Genomic DNA, 17,253 nt, shown 5'->3' on the forward strand with positions numbered 1-17,253 from the left:
CTGGGAGAACGGCGCGCGAAGATCATCGAACAACGAGCGCGACCCGGATCAACCGATCGGTTGATGCCGCTGGTCAGCCTCCACGATGGCGGCCCGCAGCGCGGAGGCCAGGCGCGCCACCGGTTCCGGCACCGGGCCGGGCAGCCGCGCGAGCACGGTCCGGCGCTGTTCGGCGGGCCCGCCCCGCACCGGCAGTATCCGCACTCCCACGGGTGCTACGGCCACCAGCGACGCGGAGATCGTCGTGATGCCGAGGCCCGCCGCGACCAGGTGCAGCTTCGCCAGCCAGTCCCGCGCGGTGTGGGCGACCACGGGCCGTTCGTCCAGTCCGGGCCAGATCCCCATCACCCACCGGTCGCCGGGGCCGGAGATCCACCGCTGGCCCCGCAGGTCGGCGACGTCGATGAAGTCGTTGCGCGCCAGCGGATGCGTGGACGGCACGGCCACGCGCAGACTGCGTTCGACGAGCGTGTCCACCACCAGGGCGGGTGTCTCGTCGTCAGGCGCGCGGAACGGCGGCACCGACGAGATCAACGCGACGTCCAGCGTGCCCGCCCGCAACGCGCGCACCAACGCCGGCGTGTTCCCCTCGCGCGTGACCACGGTGATCGACGGATGCGTGCGCCCCAGCGCCGTCAACGCACGAGGAACCAGCCACGCACCGGCCGTCGCGAACCAGCCGAGCCTGACGGTGCTCACGTCCTCGGGCAGGCCCGCGAGCTCACGGGCACCCGCGTCGACCTCGTCCACCACGACGACGGCACGCCGCAGCACGAGCCGCCCGGCCGGCGTGAGCCGCACACCGTCGTGCCGCCGCTCCAGCAGCTCCGCGCCCGCCGCTCGTTCCAGGGCCGCGATCTGCCGTGACACGGCGGACTGCGTGTAACCCAGCGCTGTCGCCGCCGCGGTCAGCGTGCCGCGCTCGGCGACTTCGCGGAACACGCGCAGCGCCACCAGCGACGCATCAGTGAGGGCCATGACGTCTACGCATACCCCTGTTGAGAATCTCTCGCTACTCGCATGGCTCGGCGCGTCCTGGCTTGGACGTGTTCCGAAATCCTCCTCACGAAGGCCTGACATGACGATCGCACTGGTCACCGGCGCCACCCAGGGCCTCGGCCTGGCACTGGCCGAAGGGCTCGCGCAACGCCTGCGGCCCACCGACACCGTCTACCTCACCGGCAGGGACATCGGCAAGATCACCGAGGCCGTGCGGTCCGTGCCGGGCGGCGGCGCGGAGGTCCGCGGTGAACTCCTGGACGTCGCGGATCCCGGCGCCGCCGCGAAACTGGCCGCACAGCTGGAAGAACGGCACGGCGACGTCGACATCGTCTTCGGCAACGCCGTGATGCGCGTCGGTCCCGGCGACGACCCGCCCGCGATCATCGACGCCTACACCGAGGTCAGCAACTTCGGCACCACCAGGCTCCTGAAGGCCTTCGCGCCGCTGCTCGCCGACACCGGCAGGCTGATCGTGGTCGCCAGCTCGCTCGGCACCCTCCGCCAGCTGGCACCGGTGCTGCACAGGCGGTTCACCGAACCATCTACTTTGGACGAACTGGATGCGCAGATCGCCCGCTGGCGCGACGAGGTCAAGGACGGCAGGGCGAAAGCCGGGGCGTGGCCGGGCTTCGTGAACATCCCGTCCAAGATCGGCCAGGTCGCCGCCGTCCGCGTGCTCGCCGCCGAACGCCGTGAGACGGACCTCGCCAGAGGCGTCCTGATCGCCGCCGCCTGCCCAGGGATGATCAACACGCCCACGTCCGCGCTGTGGTGGGACGTCAGCACGGCCCCGACCCCCGCCCAGGCCGCGACGGCGTTGCTGGACCTGGCACTCGGCCCGCTCGACCCCGCGCACCACGGCGAACTCGTCCGCCACGGCGAGGTCGTGCCGTTCAGCTGATGGGCTTGTCCAGCCCGTGCACCACCTGGTCGAGCAACGTCCGGATGACGGCCTCGTTGTGCTCGTTGCGACCCGGCGTGATCATCCGCGACGTCGCCTCGACCATCGCGTGCACCAGCATCGCCCGCAGTTGCGCGCGCTCCACCCCCGCGGTCTTGAAGACGCCGACCAACGGCGCCAGCAACCGTTCGTGCTCGGCCCGGATCTGCTCGCGCGACGAGTCCGGCAACGTGTGCGCGGACAACGCCACCACCGCCCCGTGGCTGCCGTCGGTGATGATCGCGAGCTCGGTGCGCAGGTACGCCTCGATCTTCGCCGGCACGGACGACGCGCTGTTGACCGCGTCCTCCAGCTTGTCCGCCCACTCCGGCAGCGCGTCGGACACGATCGCGGCGACCAGTTCCTCCCGCGACCGGAAGTACTCGTAGAGGCTCGGCCGCGACAGCCCGACACGTCTGGCGAGCGACGCGAGCGTCAGCGCCTCCGCTCCGTCGGTCGCCACGATGTCCCGCCCGGCGTCCAGCAGGGCGCGCAACCGGTTCGCGCGGTGTTCCGCCACGGTGTCTGCGCTGATCCTCGGCACATCGGGATCGTATCGCGCTTGATTTCCCGACGGGGAGTTGGAATAGTTCCCGACAGAGCGTCGGAATCAAGGAGGGTCCCATGTTCATCGCGACGAACCGGCTGTTCGTCCCTGCCGAGCGGGCAGAGGAGTTCGAGGCCCACTTCCGCGACAACATGCGCACGTTCCTGCCCGGCGTCCCCGGACTGCTGCGCAGCACGCTGCTCAAGCCGACGAAGGACGACCAGCCGTACGTGTCGGTCAACGAGTTCGAGTCCGAGGAGCACTTCCGCGACTGGGTCGCCTCCGACTCGTTCCGCGAGGCGCACAAGCGCAACCGCGGCATCGCCCGGCACGTCACGGGCAACGCCGTCGAGACCTTCCAGCACGCCGAGGACATGGTTCTGCCCCAGCAGCGCACCGAGTAGCAGGGCGCTTCGGGCTCAGAGCTCCGTCAGCAGCTTCCTCATCCGGTTGATCTCGTCGTCCTGCGTGGCCACGACGTCGTCGGCCATCTCCTCGACCTGGACGTTGGTGCCGGACGCGCGCACGTCGGTCGCCATCTTGATGGCACCCTCGTGGTGCTTGATCATCAGCTCGAGGAACATCCGGTCGAAGTCCTTGCCCCGCGCGGCCCCCAGGGCGTTCAACTGGTCCTGGGTGGCCATGCCCGGCATGGAGCCGTGGTCACCGTGCGTCCCGATGGCGTTGAACGTGCGCTGCCACTGCTTCATGGCGCCGATCTCGGGCTCCTGGCTGAACCGGATGCGCTCCGCCAGACCCTTCACCGTCTCGTTCTGCGCGCGGTCGGGAGCGAACCGCGTCATGGCGAGCGCCTGCTCGTGGTGGACGATCATCATCGCCACGTACTGGCGGTCGGCGTCGTTCGGCGGAGGCGCGATCACGCTGCTCACGTCCGAAGGCGCAACGGTCGGCGCCGAGCCGCCGGGAGTGTCCGGTGCGATGACCGGTGCCGCATCAGGCTCCGATGTACAGCCCGCAAGCAGGGCGAATGCCGCCACGATGACAAGAACCCCAGAACGCATGCTCCGGAGAATACCTCCGAAAGACGCTGGCCTTTAGCAAGGCGAAGGGGTGATACTCCCCCTCACCAACCCGTACTGAGGGGGTACAGCTGTGACTTCACGCGCAACGGCCCGGCGGCGCAGAGCGCCGTTGGCGGTTCTGGGGGCGCTCGCGCTGACGCTGTCAACGTTGACCGCGCCCGCGTACGCCGAGCCCGACCTGCCTGCAGATGGCAAGGGACTGAGCGAGGCTCAGCTCGAGTCGCAGGCGGAAGGCGTCACCGGCATTCCGGGCGTCGACGAGATCAGCCGCAGCCGCAACATGGTCCCGGTCGCCCACCTGGACAAGCAGGCTCCGCTCAGCTCGACGCAGACCGACATCGCGTTCCAGGACAACTACGCGTTCGTCGGCAACTACGACGGCTTCGTCATCTACGACATCCGCAACCCGAAGAAGCCGACGATCAAGAGCCAGGTCCTGTGCCCCGGCTCGCAGAACGACATCTCGGTGTACGGGAACCTGCTGTTCCTGTCGACCGACTCGTCGCGCAGTGACAACTCCTGCAGCAGCGTGTCCCAGTCCGCGACGATCAAGGAGTCGTGGGAGGGCATCAAGGTCTTCGACATCAGCGACAAGAAGGCCCCGAAGTACGTCGCGGCCGTCGAGACCGCCTGCGGTTCGCACACCCACACGCTGGTGCCGGGCAAGAACAAGAAGGACGTCTACCTCTACGTCTCTTCCTACTCGCCCAACGCCACGTTCCCGGACTGCCAGCCGCCGCACGACAAGATCTCCATCGTCAAGGTGCCGGTGAAGAACCCGGCCGCGGCCTCGCTGCTGAAGGCCCCGGTCCTCTTCCCGGACGGCGGCAACCCCGGTCGCAGCGGCACCATCGAGACCGGCTACACCTCGGCCACCTCGGGTTGCCACGACATCACCGTCTACCCGCAGCTCGACCTCGCGGCCGGCGCGTGCATGGGTGACGGCGTCCTCTGGGACATCACCGACCGGGAGAACCTGGTCGAGATCAACCGGGTGCAGGACGACAAGAACTTCGCGTTCTGGCACTCCGCGACCTTCAACAACAGCGGCACCAAGGTCGTCTTCACCGACGAACTCGGTGGCGGCGGCGCCGCGACCTGCAACGAGAAGATCGGCCCGACGCGGGGTGCCAACGGCATCTACGACATCGTGGGCAAGGGCAAGGACCGCAAGCTGGTCTTCAAGTCCTACTACAAGATCCCGCGCATGCAGGGCGACACGGAGAACTGCGTCGCGCACAACGGTTCGCTGATCCCGGTGCCCGGCAAGGACATCATGGTGCAGTCCTGGTACCAGGGCGGCGTCTCGGTGTGGGACTTCACGAACTCGGCCAAGCCGCGTGAGATCGGCTTCTTCGAGCGCGGCCCGATGCCGAACGGCGCCGGCGGCGGCACGTGGTCCACGTACTGGTACAACGGCTACATCTACTCCTCGGAGATGGGCCGCGGCTTCGACGTCATCGACATGCGCGACCCGCGCACGTTCGTGGCGAAGCTGTTCCGCACGGACGAGCTGAACGTGCAGACCCAGGGGAACTTCTACCGCGGGTAGTAGCTCTCCACCCAGATCAGCGCGGCTGCCGGCGTTCGGCAGCCGCGCTGACTGCTGTCAGGACCAGGGTCACCGCGACGCCGCCGAACACGGCCCAGACCGGCGACCCGACGTCCAGCGCCCACGCGACGACGACGGCCGTGAGCCCGTAGCCGGCGCCCGTCACGGCGTACATCATCGAGAACCCGGCCGCGTGCGCGCCGACGGGAAGCCGTTCGCGCAACGCCAGGCTGCGCGTCACCAGCACACCGGACTGGAACAGCCCGGCGGCGAGCAACGCACCCGCGATGCCCGGCAGGTTCGGGAACAACGCCAGCGCGCCGACGCACGTCGCCGTGACGACGAGCAGCACCAGACCCTGTGTGCGCAACGATCCCGGCCACGGCCGCAGCCCGTACAGCACCGCACCCAGCGCGCTGCACGCCGCGAACCCGGTGAGCAGCGGCCCGGTCCAGCCGATGCCGATCCCCCGGTGCTCCAGCAACGCGGGCAGCACGAGTTCGGCGACCGCGAGCTGCGCCAGTGCCGCCGCGCTGACCAGGTAGATCGGCCACGCCGACGCGACCACGCGCACCTTCGCCGTGCCGGACCGGGACGTCACGTGCCCGCGCGGCAGGATGAACACCAGCCACGCCGCCACGACGACCAGCGACACGGACACGACGACGGGCGCCCGGTGGTCGACGCTCAGCGCCAGCACGGTGACCAGCGCGGGCGCCACCGCCCACACCACCTGCGTGATCATGGCGTCGAAGCCCATCGCCTTGGGCACCAACGCGTCCGGCACCAGCCCGAGCAGCATCGCCCGCAACCCGCCCGGCGTCGTCGACGGCCCGGCCCCCGCGACGAACGCCGCGATCGCCAGCACCGTCACGTTCTGCGTGAGCGCCAGCGTCGTGAACGCCCCCGCGCCGACGACCAGCCCGACCGACAGCTGCCCGCGCATCCGCGACGGGTCGAGGAAGAGCCCGAGCAGCGCGGCGCCGAGGATCTCGCCCAGCACGTAGACGGCGACCAGCGACGCGGCCAGCACGTACCCGCCGGGCAGTCCCCTGGTCAGGAACACCATCATCAGCGGCGTCATCGACATCGGTAACTTCGCGGCGACCGTCACCACGGCGCACGCCAGCACGTCCCGGTTCGCGAGGTCGCGGTACCCGGCAGCGGAGATCGTCATCTAGTCGCCCAGCTCCTGGAACAACGTCAGCTGCAGCCCGGCCGGCGCCGCCAGCCTGGAGTTCAGCGAGTTCCACGGCGTGCGAGTCGGTTCCGCGATCACCTCGGCCCCGGCGGCCTCCAGCACACGGGTGGCCGAGGCGGAGTCGTCCACCTCGAAGGCCACCCGGACGTGCCCGGCGACGCGCCTGCCGACCTCGACCTCGTCGATGAACTCGGCATGCGGCGGATCGGTGATCTCCAGCGTCGCCCGCCCGGCTTCGAGGATCGTGACCCTGCCGCCGTCGGACGAGAACGCCGCCCGTTGCTCAAGCCCCAGCACGTCTCGGTAGAAACGCAGGGCCTCGTCGTAGTCGTCAGCGGTGACGACCAAGCGGAGTTCACGGACACCGGTCATGCCGACGATCATCGCACCACCCGTGTCAGAACGAGGCGAACCCGCCGAAGTGCCCGGCCTGACAGGATGTCGTCCGTGCTGAACGGACTTGATCAGGTGGACTGGGCGCGGCTGACCCACGCCTACGGACCTGCCGGCGACGTGCCCGATCAGATCCGCGGCCTGATGTCGCCGGACGCGGATCGCCGGCGGAAGTCGCTGTGGGAATTGAACGGCAACATCTACCACCAGGGCACCATCTACGAGGCCACCGCGTACGCGGTCCCGTTCCTGCTGGAGGTGCTGACCGCACCCGAGTGCGACGAACAGCCGCAACTGCTGAGCCTGCTCAGCGGGATCGTCACCGGGTTCGACGAGCTGTGGCTGCCCGGGGGCCTGCCCGTCGCCGAACACCGCGCGCGGGCAGCGGGTGGCGAGGCGGTCCTGGCCGCCGCGCCCCGGCCCGGCGACGACGACTTCGACGAGGACGAGGCGGACTACGAGTACGTCGAGGGCCTGTCGGACGAGGACCGCGGCCGGATGTTCACGTACATCTGGGTGCGGGCCTACGACGCCGTCCGCGCGGGGGTTCCGCTGTTCCGCGAACTCCTGGGCTCGGAGCCGCCGGTGCAGTGCATGGCCGCGTACACGCTGGCCTGGTTCCCCGAGGACGCACCGGAAAGCCTGCGGGCACTGGCGAACGTCACCGGGGGCGACGACGAAGGCGTGGTGGCGGCGACCGCGTCGGTCGCGATGGGCCTGCTCGGCGGCCGTCCCACGATCACGCTCGACGACCCGCGGCCGATCGCCCGCTGGGGCGCCGCGATCGCACTGGCGACCCTCGACGGTCCGGACGCACCCCAGAACGTCGTGGACGAACTGATCTCCGCCGCAGGCTCACTGCCCGACAACGACAGGGTTCCGTTCCTCGACGGCGATCTCGCCGCCTACGCGGGCGGCGTGCTGAAGCTGACCGGCGACCGGCACGCGGACCGGACGTTCGACGCGCTGCTGGAGCGCATCCCGGCGGTGTCCGGCAGCAGCGCCTTCCACGTCGTGAAGGAGGCTCTGCACCTGGCGTTCCCCGCGGGAGCGCTCCCGGCGGGCACCGGCTACCCGTCGCTGGACGACCGCGGACGCCGGCTCGTGGACGCGCTCGCCGGCTCCCCCGGCACCTGGCTGATCGACGGCAGGAACTTCGGCGACTTCAGCGCGCTGGTCCGCGAGTACGGCCTCCCGGCCTCCCACGAAACGTTGCGGGACTACACCTCGACGCGCTGAGCTTGCCCGAGCACCAGCCGCGTCGCGATCGCGAGGACCAGCGCGATCCCCGCCGTCACGTGGATCGGCGCCGGTCCGAACGTCGCCGCCAGCACCGCCACCGACCCGATCGGCAGCAGGTACTTGCGCACCCCCGCCTGCCCGGGACAGTCCTGCACGTACCAGACGCACAGGAAGAACACGGCCAGCGGCACCGTCGTGAACGCGGCCACCGTCGTGCCCGGCGCGTGCGAGAGGTGCAGGTCGTAGTCGACCGAAGCCGCGAGACCGGCGCCGAGTGCCGCGATCGAGCCGAGGATGAACAAGTGCGCGTACCCCCACAGGAACGCCTTCTTCAGGTTGTGCAGGTGGGACGGCGCCTCGAAGTAGATCCACCACACCGAGAACACGATGACGAGCGAGGCCGCGGCGAGCGAGATGAGGTTGACGCCGGTGTCGAAGCCCTTCTGGAACGCGAGCGTGGCCGCCAGGATCGACTCGCCGAGCACGATCAGCGTGAACAGGCCGTGCCGTTCCGCGATGTGGTGCGGGTGCCAGGTCGTCGCGCTCGCCTTCTCGGCCCAGGCGGGCACCAGCAGCTCGGCGAGCATGCCGAGCACCCACAGGCCGAGCGCGAGGCTCGGCGGTGCGAAGAGCCACAGCACCCACAGGACCTGCATGACCGCGATGCCGGCCGCGTACCGGTGCGCGCACGCCTTGTGCGACGGGTTGTCCCGCGCGGCACGCAGCCAGTGCGTGACCATCGCGAGCCTGATGACCACGTAGCCGCCGACGACGATCCGGTAGTCCTGGTGCTCGAACACGGCCGGGATGCCCGCCGCGATCACCAGGACACCGGCGATCTGGACCATCGTGATGATCCGGTACAGCGTGTCGTCGTTGTCGAACGCGCTGGAGAACCAGGTGAAGTTCAGCCACGGCAGCCACAGCGCGAAGAACGCCATGCAGAACGCCAGCAGGCCGGCCCCGGCGTGGTTCTCGGAGACGGCGTGGTGCAACGAGGCGGCGGCCTGGGCGACCGCCACCACGAAGCTCAGGTCGAACAGCAGCTCCAACGGCGTCGCGACCCGGTGGGCCTCCGCCGTGTCGCGCGCGAGGAGCTTCTTGATCATCCAGGCACCACCATGATCCGTGATTCGCTGAGGTCGAGCGCGACCCGCGTGCCCGGCTGGTACGCGGCGGCGGTGTTGGAGGGCTGGTCGATGCGCAGCACCTGCTCCCCCACCCTCACCGAGATCCGCGTGACCGGCCCGAGGAACGACTGGGTCAGCACATCGCCCACGATCTTGCCATTGACGTCACCGTCGTGCGCGGAAACGCCGATGTCCTCCGGACGCACGATGACGCGCACGTCGCTTCCGGACGGCTGGTCGTGCGTCACGGGCACCGTGACGCCGTTGACCACCACGGTCTGGCCCTCGGCCTTGGCTTCCACCGAGTTCGTGACGCCGACGAACTGCGCGACGAACGCCGTCGCGGGCTGCCGGTAGACCACGGACGGGGTGTCGAGCTGCTCCAGGCGGCCGTGCGACATCACGCCGACCCGGTCGGAGACGGCGAGCGCCTCCTCCTGGTCGTGCGTGACGAACAACGTCGTGATGCCGAGCTCCGTCTGGATGCGACGGATCTCGTCCCGCAGGTTCACGCGAACCTTGGCGTCCAGTGCGGACAGCGGCTCGTCCAGCAGCAGCACGCGCGGCTGGATCGCGAGGGCGCGCGCCAGTGCGATGCGCTGCTGCTGGCCACCGGACATCTGGTGCGGGTAGCGGCCGCCGAGGTGGGCGAGACCGACCAGTTCGAGCAGTTCGCCCGCCTTCTTGGCGTCGGCCTTGCGCATCTTCAGGCCGAACGCGACGTTCTGCGCCGCGGTCATGTTCGGGAAGAGGCTGTAGGCCTGGAAGACCATGCCCATGTCCCGCTTGTTGGCCGGCACCTTCGTGATGTCCTTGCCGCCCACGGTGACCGTGCCGGAGTCGGATGTCTCGAAGCCCGCGACGATGCGCAGCGCCGTCGTCTTGCCGCAGCCCGACGGGCCGAGCAACGAGACGAGCTCGCCCTCGGCCAGTTCCAGGTCGAGGCCGTCCAAAGCGGTGTTGCCACCGAAGGACTTGCGCAGTCCCTTGAGTTGCAGGTGGGTCATGTGCTTACTCCTCGACCACGGTCTGACGGCGCCGCTGGCCGACGTAGGAAAGTGCGAACAGAAGGACGAACGCGAAGATCAGGCACAGCAGCGACACCGCGATGGACACACCCGCGTTGCGCTTGCCGAGCAGGTTGACCTGCACCTGCAGCGTGTCGAAGTTGAGCAGCGACGCGATGGTGAACTCGCCGAGCACCAAGGCGACGCTCAACAACGAGGCACCGATCAGTGCGACGCGGATGTTCGGCACGACGACCTTCCACAGCACCGTGAACCACGACGCGCCGAGGCTGCGCGCGGCTTCGGCCAGCGTCTTCAGGTCGATCGCGGCGAGTCCGGCGTCGACCGCGCGGTAGGCGAACGGCAGCACCAGGATCGTGTACGCGAACGTCAGCGTCAGCGGTGAGTCGCCGAGGAAGTAGTTCACCCACGCGTAGAGCGGCGCCATGCCGACCACGAGCACGATGGCGGGAATCGCCAGCGGCAGCAGGCACAGGAACTCCACGAGCCGCTGCAACTGCGGGAGCCGCAACCGGATCCACGCCATCGTCGGCACGAGCAGCACCAGCATCAGCACGGCACTCGTCACCGACAGCAGCAGCGAGTTGACGAGGGCTTCCATCAGGCCTTCGTCGTCGACGATGGACGTCCACGACTCCAGGCTGCGCGTGTCGTTCTTGCCACGCGTGGAGAACTCCGCCATCGCGATCAACGGCAGGATGAAGTAGACGCCGAGGACCAGCAGGATGATCGTGCGCAGAACGCGCTGCTTCACTAGCGAACCCACTTGGCCACCCTCTTCTGCAGCAGCACGTTCACGCCCATCGCGATGCTGACCACGATCACCATGCCGAGGCCGAGCGCCTTGCCGAGGTTCTCCTGGCCGAGCACGACCTCGCCGGTGAGGAACCCGCGGATCTGCAGCGGCACGATCGGGCTGCCCTGCGAGACGAGCGCCGCGGCCGTGGCGTAGGCGCTGAAGGCGTTGGCGAACAACAGGAGCAGCGCGCCGAGGAACGGCGGCGTCAGGATCGGGCCACCGACGTGGCGCCAGTACGTCCAGCTCGTGCCGCCGAGGCTCGCGTTCGCCTCGCGCCACTGCGGGCGCAGGCCGTCGAGCGCGGGCAGGAACACGATCACCATCAGCGGGATCTGGAAGAACGTGTAGACGAGCGTCAGGCCGGGCAGCTCGAACAGCCACGCGCTGCCGGCGAAGAGGTCGATGCCAACGTTGTCACGGAGGAACTTCGTGACGAGCCCCTCGAAGCCGACCGTCGCGAGGAACGCGAACGCCAGCGGCACGCCACCGAACTGGGCGAGCACACCGCTGCCCGCGACGACGGTCCGGCGCAGCATCCCGTCGGGGTTGCCGACCGCGATGGCCCACGTGAGCAGCGCGCCGAAGATCGCGCCGATGACCGCCGTGAGCGCGGAGAGTTCGATGCTGCGCACGAAGGCGTCGAAGACGACGCCGGTGAACAGGGTCTTGAGGTTGTCGAGCGTGAACGCGCCGTTCGAGTCCTGGAAGGCACCGAACAGCACGAGCACCGTGGGGTAGACGAGGAAGGTGCCGACGAACGCCAGGAACGGCACCGCGACGAGCCAGGCGGCCGCAGATGGCCGACCGGCGGCCCCACCCGTCTTCGGGGTGGGGCCGCCGGGCTTTGCCGCCGCTACAGGAGCGACCGAGGTCATCCGATGGCCTGCGCCCAGGTCGCGGTCAGGACGGCCTTGGCCTTGTCGGCCTGGGCCTGCGTCTGGAACACCTGCTTGCCGTCGGTCTTCGGCAGCTTGTCCTTCGCCGCCTTGTCCGCCTTGTCGCCCATCTTCTCCAGGCGCACCGGGCGGGACATGCCCTTCAGGTAGAGGTTCTGGCCCTCGTCGGAGTAGAGGAACTCCTGCCACAGGCGCGCGGCCGCGGGGTGCGGGGCGTCCTTGCTGATGGCCTGGTTGTAGTAGCCGCCGATCTGGGCCTCGGCCGGGACGACGACCTTCCAGTCGAGCTTGCCCTTGAGCTTCTCGGTCTGGGCGGCGTTGGTGTAGTCCCAGTCGATGACGACGGGCGTCTGACCGGACTCGATCGTCGCGGGCGACGGGTCGACCGGCTGGAAGTTGCCGGCCTGCTTGAGCTGCTTGAAGAACTCGACGCCGGGGGCGATGTCGTCGGCGCTGCCGCCGTTGCCCAGCGCCGCCATGACGACACCGGAGAACGCGGCACCGGCCTGCGTCGGGTCGCCGTTGAGCGCGACCTTGCCCTTGTACTCGGGCTTGAGCAGGTCCTTCACGCTCGTCGGCGCCGGCACCTTCGCGGCGTCGTAGCCGATCGACATGAAGCCGCCGTAGTCGCCGTAGTAGAGGCCGTCCGCGTCCTTGAGCTCCGTGGCGATGTCGTCCCAGGTGCTGACCTTGTAGGGGGCGAACAGGTCCTTGTTGGCCAGCGCCACGTTCAGACCGAGGTCGAACACGTCGGGCGCGCGGTCGTTGCCCTTGAGCTGCTTGGCGGCGTTGATCTCTTCCTGGCTCGAGGCGTCCGGCTGCGCGGAGTCGACCTTGATGCCGTACTTGGCCTCGAAGGCCTTGATGATCTCGCCGTAGTTCGCCCAGTCCGGGGGCAGCGCGATGACGTTGAGCTTGCCCTCCTTCTTGGCGGCCTCGACCAGCTTGTCCATGCCACCGAGCTCACTCGCCGACTTCGCGGTTCCGGCGGCACCAGCCGGCGTCTCCTTGGCGGGCGGGGCACCACAGGCGGCCACCGCCAGCACCAGCGCACCGACGCCGATCAACTTCGTCGTGACGTTCCCTCGCTTCAGCACCAGCGGAGGATTCGCTCGGGATGCTTTCGTTGTCAAGCCAGCCGCGCCGGTTGAGACCTTCTCGACTCCAACCGTGAATTCTCGGCGTCCTGCAGGTTGCTGCTGAATGCTTTCCGTGCCTCGGTGAGATGTTGTGCCGAGATCCCGGTGCCGGGATCGACGTGGATCAGCGCGGTGGTCAGGTGCCGTCGCTTGTGGACGAACTGCTCCCGCCGCCCGACGTGCAGCCCGAAGTCGTCGTCGAACCAGACGAGGGGCCTCTCGTAGGCGTACCGGGCGACCGCGGGGTACTTCCAGCCGGTCTCGTCGTGGAACTCGACCACCTTGAGCGGCGGCAGCCCCAGACGTGGCCCGATCTCGGTGTTCGCCCGGTGCAGCCACGTCGTGGCCCACGCGAGCTCGGCGCCGGTGTCCTCCGCCAGCTGTCTCAACTGGATGCCGTGTTCCGGGTCGAGCCAGACGCGGAGTCTGCGCCGCCAGCCGGCCTTGATCTCGAACAGCCGGTAGTTGTCCGGCTTGCCCACGGGTGGAGCGGGCCGTCGACGTCGATCAGGACCAGGGGACGCATCCGTCCAGCATGCCCGGCCCCGTCCGTACGCTGTGCGAGTGCGCCTGATCATGACCCTGCTCGTCCGCGACGAGGCGGACGTCGTCGCCGCGATGATCGAACACCACCTCGCCGCGGGCGTGGACCTCGTCGTCGCGACCGACAACGGGTCGGTCGACGGCACGGTGGAGATCCTGGAGGCGTACCGCGACGCGGGCGTGCTCGAACTGCGCCACGAACCGGCGCAGGACTACGAGCAGGGCCGCTGGGTGACCGCGATGGCCCGCCGCGCGGCCGCCGGGCACGGCGCGGACTGGGTGATCAACGCGGACGCCGACGAGTTCTTCTGGCCCGCGTCCGCCTCGCTGAAGGACGACCTCGGCGCGGTGGACCCGGCGTTCGGCGTGGTGGAGATGCGCCGTGACAACCTGGTCGCCGACCCGTCCGCCGACGGTGGCTGGGTGCACCGGTTGATCCTGCGCGACACCGCGTCGCTGTCCCCGCGCGGCACCAGGATCGGGCCCAAGACCTGCCACCGCGGCGACCCGGAGGTCACCGTCGACCAGGGCAACCACGGCGTGTCCGGCCCGCTCCTCGGCCCGATGACGACGGCCGGCGTCGACATCCTGCACGTGCCGGACCGCGGCTACGACCAGTACCGGCGCAAGATCGCGAACGGTGGCGCGTCCTACGCGGCCAACACCCGCCTCGATCCGGGCGTCGGCTGGCACTGGCGCGAGGACTACGAACGCCTCCGCGACGGCACGCTGCACCAGACCTATCTCGACCGCCGGCCCGACGTCGCGGCAGGGCTCGCGTCAGGCGTGCTGACCGCGGACACCCGGCTGCGCGAGCGGCTGACGTCGCTCGACCCGGTGGTGCCGTGGGCGTTGCGGGCCGTGACCACCGGCTGAGTTCGCGGTGGTCAGGTGCTCACGCGTCAGGTGGACGTTCGCCCGTTCGGACCACACCGCGCCGACGGCTCCACCAGACTGATCGTCGTGACGCAGCCGCCCTACCGGTCCGGACCGCCGCAAGAGCCGTGGAACCACCAGCCGCCGGGTCAGCAGCCGTGGGGTCCACCGCACCCCGGCCCGCCGAAGAAGAAGTCCCCGGCGGTCTTCGTCGTGCTCGGTCTCGTGGCCGTGCTGCTCGTGGGTGCCGGCGTCCTCGGCACGGGTCTGCTCTGGCCGGGCTGGATGAAGCCGAAGCCGGTCACCAGCGCCGCCGCGGTGGACCAGTCCACGCCCGAAAGCGCCGCGAAGGCCGTCGAGGACGCGCTCAACCGGCGTGACATCGACCAGTTCGTGAACGTGCTGGTGTGCAAGGACGGCCGCGCCAAGGCGGAGAAGAAGGACATCTCGCGCGCAGAGGAGATCCTCTACCGGGACGTCGAACCGCTCGACCCCAAGCGCAGGAGCGACGCCGAGCCGGTCTTCAAGCTCGACGAGGTCCGCAAGATCAAGCCCAGCGACCCGGTCTACCACGACGGGAACAAGGACGCGACCGTCGCGATCATGTCCGTCGAGTACGCGACGGACCGCGGACCCGAGAAGCGGCGCGGCGTGCTGGCGCTCTTCCAGGAGGACACCGGGTACGTCGTCTGCGAGATGGGCTTCGTGCCGGTGGCCGACTCCCAGGAGCCGCCGCCGGACCCGGACCCGAACAGCCCGACGGGCCGTGTGCAGGCCTTCGCCAAGGACATCAACGCCAAGGACATCACGGCACGGAGACCAAGGCGGGCGGGTTCCTGAAGAAGGAGTCCGACGGCTGGTGCCTCCTCACGTTCAACAACGACGCCAAGTAGTCGAAGACGCGGGTTGCTGTTCTTATGAGAGGCATGTTCACCGACGAGGAGATCGCCTACCTGCGCGAACAGCCCCTGGCCCGCCTCGCGACCGTGAACGAGGACGGTCAGCCGGACGTGGTGCCCCTGGCGTTCGAGTACGACGGCACGCACATCTGGGTCGGCGGTGCGGGTGACCAGGTCAGGAACACCCGCAAGTTCCGCAACATCACCGCCGGCCGCCGCCAGGTGTCGCTCGTGGTCGACGACCTGGTCTCGTTCACCCCGTTCGTCGCGAGGGCCATCCGGATCTACGGCCTCGCCGACGATCCGGTCGACCGCACCGGCATCGTCGGCCCCGGCGTCTACAGCCGGATCACGCCGACCCGCGTCTGGGCGTGGAACATGGCGGGCGAACCGGTGGGCGAGACCTGGTACGAGCCCCGCCGCTCATGACGCCCGGCGCGCCGAGCACACCGCCGAACTCCCCCACCGGGCGCCGTAGAGCAGCCCGGGCAGCAGTTGCCGGAACCGCAGGTGGACCTCACCGGCCCGGTCCACGGCCTGCTGCAGCCCGTTCGCCTCGACGTCGGACCGCTGCAGCACCCCGTCGAACGCCCGCACGAGCCGCTTGCGGTCGTGCTCGAACCGCACGCGCAGGTCGAACACGTCGCACGGACGTGCGGGCACGTGCAGCACGCACGGGGGCATGGCGTCGCGATGAGCGAACCGGTAGCGGACCGCGAAGTCGTGGGTCTCACCCCGTACCAGCGGCTCGGCCGGCACGAGCGTGAAACCGCGACGGTCCGCACCGCCGCGTTCCCGCAGCGTGCCGCCGTACAGCAGCTGCACGTCCACGTCGCGCCCCAGCACCGGGAACAGCGAGGCGAACTCCAGCGAGTCCACCCCGTCCTGGTCGACGAGGACCTGGTAGCGCTCCAGCACCTCCGGCTGCCCGCGGTCCAGCGCCACCGCGACGCTGAGCTCCACGGTGTGCCAGCCGCCGTCGTCGCGACGCACGGTCGTGGCGGCGAGCTCGGCCAGTTGGTCGACCGCCTCGTCGACGCGGCGGCGCACGGTGCGGGAGTCGCGGTCGATCTCCGCCGCCACCCAGCTGACGCGCTCCTGGTAGAGCGGGTGCCGGACGTCGGCGATCAGGCCGAACGCCGCGCGTGCCGCGAGCTGGAGATCCTCCGGGAGCTGCTCGACCAGCTCGGTCAGCCGGGTGACCAGCTTCTGCTTCGCGGCGACCGACCCGTCGGCCCTGGTGATCCCGCAGGCGGCGGCCAGAGCCGGGCCGATCTTGTCCGCGATCCGCGCGGCGTGCACGCCTCGTCCCTTACGGAGGGTCTTCAGCTCACGGACCAGGTTCTTCATCATCTCCGCTCTCCTCCCCTTGCTCGCTCACGTGCGGCGGAGTCAGGTTGCGGCGGGCGTGTGGACGAGAAGTGGACACGCCGTGGATCGGTCAGACGTGCTCCGGTCGCAGCGCGGTCCGCGCCACTGAGGACGCCAGCGCGATGCCCAGGCGCACACCGTCGCCGCCGAGGAAGACCCGCGAGCTGCCGATGCGGCCGAGTGCCCGCTGGTCGACCGCGCCGAGCCCGAACGCGACCATCTCCGGGCACAGCGTGGTGGCGGTGAGCCTCGCGAGCGCCGCGGGCCACGCCGGATCGGTCGCCCTGCCGTCGGAGACGAAGAACAGCAGCGGTCTTCGCACCTGGACCCGCTGGGTCTTCAGGCGGTTCACGTCGCGCTCGATGATGGTGCGCACGAGGGTGAACGCGGAACCGAAGTCAGAACCCGACTCCTCGCGCGGCGTGATCTCCTCGGCCGGGTCGAGCGCGGGCAGCAACGGCCGCACGACCAGCGGGCTTTCCGCGAAAACGACCACGCAGAGCCGAATCTGGGCCGTGGCGTGCCGGTCCGCGTGCACCACCCCGCGGAACTCGCGCATTCCTGCGTTCACCTCGTCGATGTGGTCGCTCATCGAGAACGAGACATCGCACACGAGATAGCACGGCAACACGTCGAGAACCATCCGACTTCC

General features: G+C 69.5%; 20 protein-coding genes. 7 read left to right on the plus strand and 13 right to left on the minus strand.

The window, feature by feature from the left end; genetic code table 11:
• Window positions 1-48: 48 nt before the first annotated feature.
• Window positions 49-978, minus strand: a complete 930-nt coding sequence (locus tag SK571_RS29055) for a LysR family transcriptional regulator (RefSeq protein WP_319987256.1) — start codon at window positions 976-978, stop codon at window positions 49-51.
• A 100-nt stretch (window positions 979-1,078) separates the two neighbouring features.
• On the opposite strand from SK571_RS29055, the gene SK571_RS29060 reads away from it, so the two are divergent.
• Window positions 1,079-1,903: an SDR family NAD(P)-dependent oxidoreductase gene (locus SK571_RS29060; RefSeq protein WP_319987257.1), complete on the plus strand. Its 825-nt coding sequence runs from the start codon at window positions 1,079-1,081 to the stop codon at window positions 1,901-1,903.
• Here SK571_RS29060 and SK571_RS29065 read toward each other — a convergent pair.
• Window positions 1,896-2,486, minus strand: coding sequence for a TetR/AcrR family transcriptional regulator (locus SK571_RS29065; protein ID WP_319987258.1), 591 nt, complete (start codon window positions 2,484-2,486; stop codon window positions 1,896-1,898). The two genes, SK571_RS29060 and SK571_RS29065, sit on opposite strands and share 8 nt — an antisense overlap.
• An 80-nt stretch (window positions 2,487-2,566) precedes the next feature.
• Here SK571_RS29065 and SK571_RS29070 point away from each other — a divergent pair, with 80 nt between their 5' ends.
• Window positions 2,567-2,893, plus strand: a complete 327-nt coding sequence (locus SK571_RS29070) for an antibiotic biosynthesis monooxygenase family protein (protein WP_319987259.1) — start codon at window positions 2,567-2,569, stop codon at window positions 2,891-2,893.
• Between the two features lie 15 nt (window positions 2,894-2,908).
• Here SK571_RS29070 and SK571_RS29075 read toward each other — a convergent pair whose 3' ends face one another.
• A complete protein-coding gene (locus tag SK571_RS29075) occupies window positions 2,909-3,511 on the minus strand; it encodes a DUF305 domain-containing protein (protein ID WP_319987260.1) in 603 nt (200 codons plus the stop codon).
• Between the two features lie 169 nt (window positions 3,512-3,680).
• On the opposite strand from SK571_RS29075, the gene SK571_RS29080 reads away from it, so the two are divergent.
• The gene (locus SK571_RS29080; protein ID WP_406602047.1) at window positions 3,681-5,084 is read left to right on the plus strand and encodes an LVIVD repeat-containing protein; all 1,404 of its coding nucleotides are present in this window, start codon (window positions 3,681-3,683) and stop codon (window positions 5,082-5,084) included.
• Between the two features lie 16 nt (window positions 5,085-5,100).
• Here the strand turns inward: SK571_RS29080 and SK571_RS29085 are convergent, their stop codons facing one another.
• Together SK571_RS29085 and SK571_RS29090 are read right to left on the minus strand one after the other, a co-directional pair.
• On the minus strand, window positions 5,101-6,261 hold the full coding sequence (locus SK571_RS29085) for an MFS transporter (RefSeq protein ID WP_319987261.1): 1,161 nt from the start codon (window positions 6,259-6,261) through the stop codon (window positions 5,101-5,103).
• Window positions 6,262-6,657, minus strand: a complete 396-nt coding sequence (locus SK571_RS29090; RefSeq protein WP_319987262.1) for a VOC family protein — start codon at window positions 6,655-6,657, stop codon at window positions 6,262-6,264.
• A gap of 75 nt (window positions 6,658-6,732) precedes the next feature.
• On the opposite strand from SK571_RS29090, the gene SK571_RS29095 reads away from it, so the two are divergent.
• On the plus strand, window positions 6,733-7,917 hold the full coding sequence (locus tag SK571_RS29095; protein ID WP_319987263.1) for a HEAT repeat domain-containing protein: 1,185 nt from the start codon (window positions 6,733-6,735) through the stop codon (window positions 7,915-7,917).
• Here the strand turns inward: SK571_RS29095 and SK571_RS29100 are convergent.
• The 6 genes from SK571_RS29100 to SK571_RS29125 are packed head-to-tail and all read right to left on the minus strand — an operon-like array spanning window position 7,899 to window position 13,394.
• Window positions 7,899-9,029, minus strand: coding sequence for a low temperature requirement protein A (locus tag SK571_RS29100; RefSeq protein WP_319987264.1), 1,131 nt, complete (start codon window positions 9,027-9,029; stop codon window positions 7,899-7,901). The two genes, SK571_RS29095 and SK571_RS29100, sit on opposite strands and share 19 nt — an antisense overlap.
• Window positions 9,026-10,057 (minus strand): ABC transporter ATP-binding protein, encoded by a 1,032-nt coding sequence (locus SK571_RS29105; RefSeq protein WP_319987265.1) that lies wholly within the window; start codon window positions 10,055-10,057, stop codon window positions 9,026-9,028. The genes SK571_RS29100 and SK571_RS29105 overlap by 4 nt, the downstream gene beginning before the upstream one ends.
• Before the next feature lie 4 nt (window positions 10,058-10,061).
• On the minus strand, window positions 10,062-10,844 hold the full coding sequence (locus tag SK571_RS29110) for an ABC transporter permease (protein ID WP_319987266.1): 783 nt from the start codon (window positions 10,842-10,844) through the stop codon (window positions 10,062-10,064).
• On the minus strand, window positions 10,832-11,752 hold the full coding sequence (locus SK571_RS29115) for an ABC transporter permease (protein WP_319987267.1): 921 nt from the start codon (window positions 11,750-11,752) through the stop codon (window positions 10,832-10,834). The genes SK571_RS29110 and SK571_RS29115 overlap by 13 nt, the downstream gene beginning before the upstream one ends.
• The gene (locus tag SK571_RS29120) at window positions 11,749-12,870 is read right to left on the minus strand and encodes an ABC transporter substrate-binding protein (RefSeq protein ID WP_319987268.1); all 1,122 of its coding nucleotides are present in this window, start codon (window positions 12,868-12,870) and stop codon (window positions 11,749-11,751) included. The genes SK571_RS29115 and SK571_RS29120 overlap by 4 nt, the downstream gene beginning before the upstream one ends.
• A gap of 32 nt (window positions 12,871-12,902) precedes the next feature.
• On the minus strand, window positions 12,903-13,394 hold the full coding sequence (locus SK571_RS29125) for a hypothetical protein (RefSeq protein ID WP_319987269.1): 492 nt from the start codon (window positions 13,392-13,394) through the stop codon (window positions 12,903-12,905).
• A gap of 82 nt (window positions 13,395-13,476) precedes the next feature.
• Here SK571_RS29125 and SK571_RS29130 point away from each other — a divergent pair, with 82 nt between their 5' ends.
• From SK571_RS29130 to SK571_RS29140, 3 genes are all read left to right on the plus strand, one after another.
• Entirely contained in the window at window positions 13,477-14,331 is an 855-nt protein-coding gene (locus SK571_RS29130; RefSeq protein WP_319987270.1) for a glycosyltransferase family 2 protein, read from the plus strand.
• A 15-nt stretch (window positions 14,332-14,346) separates the two neighbouring features.
• Window positions 14,347-15,171 carry a hypothetical protein gene (locus SK571_RS29135; RefSeq protein WP_319987271.1) on the plus strand — a complete coding sequence of 275 codons (825 nt, stop codon included), beginning with the start codon at window positions 14,347-14,349 and terminating at the stop codon, window positions 15,169-15,171.
• Between the two features lie 86 nt (window positions 15,172-15,257).
• Window positions 15,258-15,659, plus strand: a complete 402-nt coding sequence (locus SK571_RS29140; RefSeq protein ID WP_319987272.1) for a PPOX class F420-dependent oxidoreductase — start codon at window positions 15,258-15,260, stop codon at window positions 15,657-15,659.
• Here the strand turns inward: SK571_RS29140 and SK571_RS29145 are convergent.
• Complete coding sequence (locus tag SK571_RS29145) at window positions 15,654-16,583, minus strand: hypothetical protein (protein ID WP_319987273.1); 930 nt, start codon at window positions 16,581-16,583, stop codon at window positions 15,654-15,656. The two genes, SK571_RS29140 and SK571_RS29145, sit on opposite strands and share 6 nt — an antisense overlap.
• An 88-nt stretch (window positions 16,584-16,671) precedes the next feature.
• Window positions 16,672-17,244 carry a vWA domain-containing protein gene (locus tag SK571_RS29150; protein WP_319987274.1) on the minus strand — a complete coding sequence of 191 codons (573 nt, stop codon included), beginning with the start codon at window positions 17,242-17,244 and terminating at the stop codon, window positions 16,672-16,674.
• Between the last annotated feature and the right edge of the window lie 9 nt (window positions 17,245-17,253).

The sequence above is a fragment of the Lentzea kristufekii genome, from assembly GCF_033949925.1.
Taxonomy (GTDB): domain Bacteria; phylum Actinomycetota; class Actinomycetes; order Mycobacteriales; family Pseudonocardiaceae; genus Lentzea; species Lentzea kristufekii.

Excerpts from the sequence above, each read along its gene's own strand:
- SK571_RS29055 (WP_319987256.1), bottom strand. The coding sequence starts at position 978 with ATGGCCCTCACTGATGCGTCGCTGGTGGCGCTGCGCGTGTTCCGCGAA.
- SK571_RS29060 (WP_319987257.1), top strand. The coding sequence starts at position 1,079 with ATGACGATCGCACTGGTCACCGGCGCCACCCAGGGCCTCGGCCTGGCA.
- SK571_RS29070 (WP_319987259.1), top strand. The coding sequence starts at position 2,567 with ATGTTCATCGCGACGAACCGGCTGTTCGTCCCTGCCGAGCGGGCAGAG.
- SK571_RS29075 (WP_319987260.1), bottom strand. The coding sequence starts at position 3,511 with ATGCGTTCTGGGGTTCTTGTCATCGTGGCGGCATTCGCCCTGCTTGCG.
- SK571_RS29085 (WP_319987261.1), bottom strand. The coding sequence starts at position 6,261 with ATGACGATCTCCGCTGCCGGGTACCGCGACCTCGCGAACCGGGACGTG.
- SK571_RS29090 (WP_319987262.1), bottom strand. The coding sequence starts at position 6,657 with ATGACCGGTGTCCGTGAACTCCGCTTGGTCGTCACCGCTGACGACTAC.
- SK571_RS29100 (WP_319987264.1), bottom strand. The coding sequence starts at position 9,029 with ATGATCAAGAAGCTCCTCGCGCGCGACACGGCGGAGGCCCACCGGGTC.
- SK571_RS29105 (WP_319987265.1), bottom strand. The coding sequence starts at position 10,057 with ATGACCCACCTGCAACTCAAGGGACTGCGCAAGTCCTTCGGTGGCAAC.
- SK571_RS29115 (WP_319987267.1), bottom strand. The coding sequence starts at position 11,752 with ATGACCTCGGTCGCTCCTGTAGCGGCGGCAAAGCCCGGCGGCCCCACC.
- SK571_RS29140 (WP_319987272.1), top strand. The coding sequence starts at position 15,258 with ATGTTCACCGACGAGGAGATCGCCTACCTGCGCGAACAGCCCCTGGCC.
- SK571_RS29145 (WP_319987273.1), bottom strand. The coding sequence starts at position 16,583 with ATGATGAAGAACCTGGTCCGTGAGCTGAAGACCCTCCGTAAGGGACGA.
- SK571_RS29150 (WP_319987274.1), bottom strand. The coding sequence starts at position 17,244 with ATGGTTCTCGACGTGTTGCCGTGCTATCTCGTGTGCGATGTCTCGTTC.